Origin of the sequence: Zoogloea sp., from assembly GCF_044344315.1 — a bacterium.
Taxonomy (GTDB): Bacteria; Pseudomonadota; Gammaproteobacteria; order Burkholderiales; family Rhodocyclaceae; genus Zoogloea.
The window spans coordinates 1-5,627 of the sequence record NZ_JBIJDC010000169.1 but is presented as its reverse complement, the minus strand read 5'-3'; the positions used below and the strand labels follow the sequence as shown (position 1 = coordinate 5,627).

At 63.5% G+C, this 5,627-nt stretch carries 4 protein-coding genes; 2 read left to right on the top strand and 2 right to left on the bottom strand.

Going from position 1 to position 5,627, the window contains the following annotated elements:
• Positions 1-1,325, top strand: a 1,325-nt coding sequence (locus ACIQ09_RS21510) for a phosphoenolpyruvate carboxykinase (GTP) (protein ID WP_398314352.1), incomplete at its 5' end; no start/stop codon positions are given.
• Positions 1,326-1,412: 87 nt separating this feature from the next.
• On the top strand, positions 1,413-2,576 hold the full coding sequence (locus ACIQ09_RS21505; protein ID WP_398314350.1) for a pyridoxal phosphate-dependent aminotransferase: 1,164 nt from the start codon (positions 1,413-1,415) through the stop codon (positions 2,574-2,576).
• Positions 2,577-3,616: 1,040 nt separating this feature from the next.
• Here ACIQ09_RS21505 and ACIQ09_RS21500 read toward each other — a convergent pair.
• A complete protein-coding gene (locus ACIQ09_RS21500) occupies positions 3,617-4,318 on the bottom strand; it encodes a lytic transglycosylase domain-containing protein (RefSeq protein WP_398314348.1) in 702 nt (233 codons plus the stop codon).
• Between the two features lie 494 nt (positions 4,319-4,812).
• Positions 4,813-5,433: a 1,6-anhydro-N-acetylmuramyl-L-alanine amidase AmpD gene (ampD, locus tag ACIQ09_RS21495; protein ID WP_398314346.1), complete on the bottom strand. Its 621-nt coding sequence runs from the start codon at positions 5,431-5,433 to the stop codon at positions 4,813-4,815.
• Positions 5,434-5,627: the final 194 nt, after the last annotated feature.

The window sequence follows — 5,627 nt, the reverse complement described above, 5'->3', positions numbered from 1 at the left end:
AGTTCGTGCCCTGCGTGCACACCGTCGGCGCACCGCTTGGCCATGGCGAGAAGGATTCCGCCTGGCCCTGCAACCCGACCACCAAGTACATCGTTCACTACCCCGAGACCCGCGAAATCTGGTCTTACGGCTCCGGCTACGGCGGCAACGCCCTGCTCGGCAAGAAGTGCTTCGCCCTGCGCATCGCCTCCAACATGGCCCGCGACGAAGGCTGGCTGGCCGAACACATGCTGATCCTCGGCGTGGAAAGCCCCACCGGCGAGAAGACCTACGTCGCCGCGGCCTTCCCGTCTGCCTGCGGCAAGACCAACTTCGCCATGCTGATCCCGCCCAAGTCCTTCGATGGCTGGAAGATCTCCACCGTCGGCGACGACATCGCCTGGATCAAGCCGCGCACGGAAGCCGATGGCACCACCCGCTTCTACGCCATCAACCCGGAAGCGGGCTTCTTCGGCGTCGCCCCCGGCACCTCCGAGAAGACCAACTACAACGCCCTGGCCACCCTTAAAGAGAACATCATCTTCACCAACGTCGCGCTGACCGACGATGGCGATGTGTGGTGGGAAGGCATGACCAAGGAGGCTCCGGCGCACCTGATCGACTGGCAAGGCAAGGACTGGACGCCTGAGCTGGCCAAGGAGACCGGCCGCAAGGCTGCCCACCCGAACTCCCGCTTCACCGCCCCGGCCAGCCAGTGCCCGTCCATCGACCCGAACTGGGAAGATCCCGCCGGCGTGCCCATCTCCGCCTTCATCTTCGGCGGCCGTCGCGCCACCACCGTGCCGCTGGTGTACCAGGCCTTCAACTGGAACTACGGCGTCTACATGGCCGCCACCCTCGGCTCCGAAACCACCGCTGCCGCCTTCGGCGCCCAAGGCGTGGTCCGTCGCGATCCGTTCGCCATGCTGCCCTTCTGCGGCTACCACATGGGTGACTACTTCAACCACTGGCTGAAGATGGGTCACACCGTGGATCAGGCCCCCGGCATCTTCTGCGTCAACTGGTTCCGCATGAACGAGAAGGGCGAGTTCATGTGGCCCGGCTTCGGCGAAAACATGCGCGTCCTGAAGTGGGTGGTCGACCGCGTCCGCGGCCGTGTTGCCGCCACCGAAAATGCCCTCGGCTGGATGCCCCAGTACGAAGACATCGACTGGACCGGCTCCGACGTGACCAAGGAAGAGTTCGACGCCCTGGTCAAGATCGACGCTGAAGCCTGGAAGACCGAGCTGGCCGGCCACAAGGAGTGGTTCGACAAGCTGCAGGACCGTCTGCCCAAGCAGTTCATGCTCAAGCGCGAGCTGTTCGAGCTGTCCCTGACGGTGTAATTTCGCGGCAGCCACCGGCTGCTCAGAAACCGCAAAAAGCGCCGAGCAATCGGCGCTTTTTGTTTTTTGATTGACGAGGCCCACCCCATGACCTGCATCGCTCGCCGCATGGCCGACATCCAGCCCTTTCACGTGATGGAGATCCTCAAGCGCGCCCACGAACTGGCCGCAGCCGGGCGCGACATCATCCACCTGGAAGTGGGCGAGCCGGACTTCCCCAGCCCAGCGCCGATCGTCGAAGCGGCCCAGCACTTTCTGGCCGGTGGCCATGTGCATTACACCCCCGCCCTTGGCCTCACTGCACTGCGCGAGGCCATCGCCCGCTTCTACCATGACCGCTTTGGCGCCGACGTTGCCCCCGAGCGCATCATCGTCACCCCCGGCGCCTCGGGCGCGCTGATGCTGGCCTTGGGCGTGCTCACCAACCCGGGCGATGAGTGGCTGCTCCCCGACCCCGGCTACCCCTCCAACCGCCACCTGGTACGCAGCTTCGAAGGCCGGCCGCTAGCCCTGCCGGTGTATGCCGACACCCACTTTCAACCCACGCCCTCCCAGGTTGAGGCCGCCTGGACCCCAAACACCCGGGGTCTGATGGTCGCCTCCCCCGCCAACCCCACGGGCACCCTGCTCAGCCTTGAGGAAATCGTCGCCCTGCAGCACTGCGTCAAGGCACGAGGCGGAGTGCTGATCGTCGACGAGATCTATCAGGGCCTAAGCTACGGCGTCGGCGCCAGCACCGCCCTGTCACGCCTTGACGACGTGTTCGTGGTGAACAGCTTTTCCAAGTATTTCGGCATGACCGGCTGGCGCCTCGGCTGGATGGTTGTCCCACCAGCCTATGTGCGCGAGATCGAAAAGCTCGCCCAGCACTTCTTCATATCTCCCTCCACACCCGCCCAGCACGCCGCGCTGGCCGCCTTTGCGCCCGGCACCCTGGATATCCTGGAAGAACGCCGCCACGCCTTTGCCGACCGCCGCAACGCCCTGCTGCCCACCCTACGCCAGATCGGCTTCCACTTCGCCACCGAGCCCCAGGGCGCTTTTTACCTCTACGCCGACATCTCGGGTCTGGCCGACAGCAGCGAAACCCTGGCCCGACGTCTTATCGAGGAAGCCGGCGTGGCCACCACCCCCGGGCTGGATTTTGGCGACAACGCCCCCGAACGCCACCTGCGCATCGCCTACACCACTGACGAAGCCCGCCTTCGGGAAGCCACCGAGCGCATCGGCCGCGTTCTCCGCAATCACTGACAGCCCTATCCTGCGGGGGCAAATTCATTCGACCTCCGCTCGCTGAAGCATCGGCCCGCCTTTGATCGGCGTCCGCGGTCGAATGAATTGGCTATGTTCGCGTTAAGTGTGGAAAGCGCTTTCGCTTCGACAGGTAAGGCTTGAGCCCTTACTTACGGGCGTTCCGATGCTTGGCGTATCGTTGGCCGGGATTTTTCCACGGCCGGGTTTGCACACCCGGCCGGCTACGGCGGCGCGGAGCATGCTCCGCGAAACCCCGCCTCCGCCCCCGGCGGGCGACCTTCTTTCTTGCTTCGCCAAGAAAGAAGGCAAAGAAGGCGACCCGCCACCCCCGGTCGGCCTACGGCCGACTGCCCTGCGCTGCTCCCAGCAGGCGGCCGACGCGGAACTCGCCCTTCGGGCTCAGACAGCCGCGCCGGAAGGCCCCGCCTGCTGGTCCGCTGCTCGGCGGGGTCGGAACGGGCTTTTCGGATGCACCGAGCCCCTGCGGACATTGAGTGGAGCACTGGCCGTTGATCACCTGCATCTCCTCTCCCCTCTGGCGTGCCGACTGGAGGTGATGACGGGCGGAAAGAGGGCTTCGCATGTTTGAGCCCGAAGGGCGAGTTTGCGAAGACCCCGCCCGGCATTGCCGGAAGGAGGGAACCCCCGAAGGGGGCGCGACAGCGGGGTACGTTTCTTTGCCTTCTTTCTTGTCGTACAACAAGAAAGAAGGTCGCCCGCCGGGGGCGAGTCCCCGGCCAATGTGACGTCGTACAACGGAAAGCCGTCCGTAAGCGCGCACCGGTTCAAGGTCGAAGGGAATGACCTAACGACGTTTGCTTAAAGTCCGAAAAGCGCTTCCCCCCGACGGGCAGACTCACCAAGGCCAGCGAGCCTGCCAAGGACAGCGCCTATATACCTGACCCTGACGCGAACAGAGCCAATGAATTCGACCCCACAAAAGCCAGCACGGCAGGGCCAGCCTCGGCACAGGCAGCAGGCGTAAAAAAACCCGCCAGTCACGGCGGGTTTTTCTCTTCCCCGGTTTGTTGCGCGTGTCAGGCGCCAACGAACCGGCCACTGCTGCGGGCCGCCTGGGCCAGTGCAGCCTTCACGGCCATCACCTTGTTGGCGTAGGGCGTCGCAGGATCACTGGAACCGTTGTACTGCTGGAGAGCCCGCTCGATGGATCCGGTGGACTGGATGTACTCCTTGAGCACCAGCGCACCAACGCGGATGTTGGTCTCCGGATCGAACAGGGCGGCCCGGTCGGACTTGACGTCCACCTTGTCCGGGTGCCACTTGGGAATGACCTGCATCAGGCCCTGAGCGCCCATAGGGCTCTCGGCAAAGGGATTGAAGCGGGACTCGATGGCCATCACCGCCACCAGCAACAGAGGGTCGACGCCAACGCTGCGACCGGTCTGCTGGGCAGAAGCCAGCAGGGGCTCCAAAGCGACGGCAGACACCTGGTAACGCTTGGCGATATACACCTTGACCCGTTGCAGGTCGGGGCTCAGTTTGGCTGATGAATTGTCGGCCACTTGAACCAGTTCAGGTTCGACCTCTTCCACCATCGCAGCGACGGCGGACTCTTCGGTAAAACTGCCCGGGGAAAGCCCCTGGACACCATGGTTGGCGATACGGGACGCCACAAAAAGGGTAACGATCAGGCCAGCGACGAGAAGACCGCCGTGGGCGAAATGAAGCATGAATGAAGCCGCGTGACGTGCGTACTTCGCGATACGAGTTGCGAACATGGGCTCTCCTTTCTGTGGCCACGGCCCGTGAGTGCCCACGCAAACCCGTCCCTGGAAACAGGGGCACGGAGAATCCGCTGGTATCGCCCGACAGCCCCGGAAATGCAGGGTCGGGTTCAACTCGTCAGCCTCAAGTACAGCCGACGGCAATCAAAAGCCAGGTCGCCAGGGGTTGATCCAAACACGCTGACGCAACCAGACAGCGTGCCAAAAAAAGCATCGAAACCAGACCTTGGGACGGTCAGTAGCCGGAGGGAAGAGGCCCGGCCATGCGACGGATTCGACACCGACGTGTAACAAAATTTATGCGTGCTGCACTGCACACGAAACGCATTCTATTGATTCGACTGAGTTTTGTCAAACCGGGGCATCTCGAAGCCCTTTCAAACCGATTCCAATGACATTCCCGCAAAGCCGCGCAGTATGTTGTCCTCCGCGCCTATCCCGGCGCAAAGCCAGGCCCCGAGCGGCTTTCCGAAACCCACCCGTTACCCCTAGCCAGGCCGCGCCGTGACTGGAAATGGCCAACGCAGAAAGGCATCGTCAGCGGCGTCGGCAGCATCCTCCGGTTCAAGCATCTGCCCCACCTCGCCATGCCCGGCACTGGCCAGCAGACGCCGCAGATACCCCCATGAGAAGCACGGGCCAGGATCCGTCTTGCGCCCGGGCGCGATGTCGGAATGGCCGGTGATTCCTGCAATCGGAAAACGCGCGCACAGGTCGGCCAGCAAGCCGGCAAGGGTCTCGTACTGGATCGGCTCAAAGGGCAGCGTATCGCACCCCTCCAGTTCAATGCCGATGGAGAAGTCGTTGCAGCGCTCCCGTCCACGCCAGGACGAAACCCCCGCGTGCCAGGCCCGGAGCTCGGGCGGCACAAAGCACAGCATCTCGCCGGTCCGGCGGATGAAGTAATGGGCCGACACCCGAAGGGTATGGATCTGCGCGTAGTAAGGATGGGCAGCCGGATCGAGACGATTGGTGAACAGCTGCTCGACGCCCGGCCCACCGAAACGCTCGGGGGGCAGGCTGATGGCGTGGATGACGATGAGCTCGGGCAAAACGCCATCGGGGCGGGCGTCGTGGTTGGGGGAGGAAAGAAGATGCGGATCAGGCATGTTCGATTAGGGTGAAGGATGTGAAGAGGGTACCCAAAAAAGCCAAGAGCCCTGCGGATCGCTCCGCTGGGCTCTTGACCGATTCTGCAACCCAGAGAATCAGATCCAGGTCAAATCCGAAACATTAAGACCCAGCCGCAGCGGCAGCAGCTCCCTTGCAATTATCACTTGCGTACTTGGCAGCTACGGTCGAG